This is a genomic window from Arhodomonas sp. KWT, assembly GCF_010993615.1.
This window is the reverse complement of sequence record NZ_WNXE01000513.1, coordinates 1-1,142: the sequence shown is the minus strand read 5'-3', so window position 1 is coordinate 1,142 and position 1,142 is coordinate 1. Positions and strand designations below refer to the sequence as shown.

3 protein-coding genes are annotated in these 1,142 nt (G+C 66.4%); all 3 read right to left on the bottom strand.

The features are described from left to right. The coding region (locus G7A99_RS25990; RefSeq protein ID WP_371807646.1) for a Slp family lipoprotein at positions 1–119 on the bottom strand (119 nt) is incomplete at its 3' end. A gap of 129 nt (positions 120–248) precedes the next feature. Then, positions 249–890, bottom strand: a complete 642-nt coding sequence (can, locus tag G7A99_RS20320; RefSeq protein WP_163143671.1) for a carbonate dehydratase — start codon at positions 888–890, stop codon at positions 249–251. A gap of 63 nt (positions 891–953) precedes the next feature. After that, a partial coding sequence (locus G7A99_RS20315) for a LysR substrate-binding domain-containing protein (RefSeq protein WP_240466360.1) occupies positions 954–1,142 on the bottom strand: 189 nt, incomplete at its 5' end.

The window sequence follows — 1,142 nt, the reverse complement described above, 5'->3', positions numbered from 1 at the left end:
CCCCAGAGCACCCGCGTGCCGGTATACCGCCCGGCCTCCGCACGGACATCCGCCGGCGTAGGCGAGGCGGCGGGCGCGCTCTGCAGGGACTCCGGCACACTGGCGCAGCCACCGAGCATGACGGCGGATACGACGACTATGGCGAACAGCTGGCGCATGATCCCGCCCCTCCCTGAGTGGCGCCTGTGTCCTCTTCGACCCGGGACGAAACAGGCGCGTTCCCCGAGTATAGCGCCGCCGCGGCGGACTCAGTCGCCGATGGGATCCATGCGGTAGATGCGGTCGATCTCGCCCGGCCCGCGCACGCTCACCGACAGGTCGTTCACCCGCCCGTCTACAAGACCGTAGACCCAGCCGTGCACCGCCAGGGTCTGCCCGCGCGCCCAGGCATTCTGCACGATGGTCGTGTAGCAGACGTTGCGCACCTGCTCGACGACATTGAGCTCGCAGAGCCGGTCGGTACGCCGCTCCTCGTCCTCGATCGCGTCGAGCTCCGTCTCGTGGAGGTGATAGACGTCCCTGATGTGCCGCAGCCAGTTGTCGATCAGCCCGAACTGACGGTGCCCCATGGCGACACGGACCCCGCCACAGCCGTAATGGCCTGTGACGATGATGTGGCGCACGTGCAGCACCTCAACGGCGAACTGCAGCACCGACATGGCATTCATGTCGCTGTGGACCACCACGTTCCCGACGTTGCGGTGCACGAACAGCTCCCCGGGCATCAGGTCGACGATGTCGTTGGCGGGCACCCGGCTGTCCGAACAGCCGATCCAGAGGTAGTCCGGATTCTGCTGGCGCGCCAGCCGGGAGAAGAAGTCCGGCCGCTCGCTGGACAGCCGCTCCGACCAGCGTCGGTTGTTCTCGAGAAGATCGAGGATGTCGCTCAAAGCACCCGCTCCGGTGACGACACGGTCATTTACGGCAAGATAACAGACCGGGGACCGGGGTATTCATTGATCGGAAGGGGTTGCAAGCGTGTCGAGCAGCTCGCGCACGAGCGGGTTCGGGAACTGCCGGCGCTGGAAGATCGCGTAAAAGCGCTCGCGCACCTCCGGCACACGGCAACGCTCGACCAGCCTGCCCGAATTCAGCTCGTCACGTATCACCACCGGCGGGACCAGCGCATAGCCGGTGCCCTC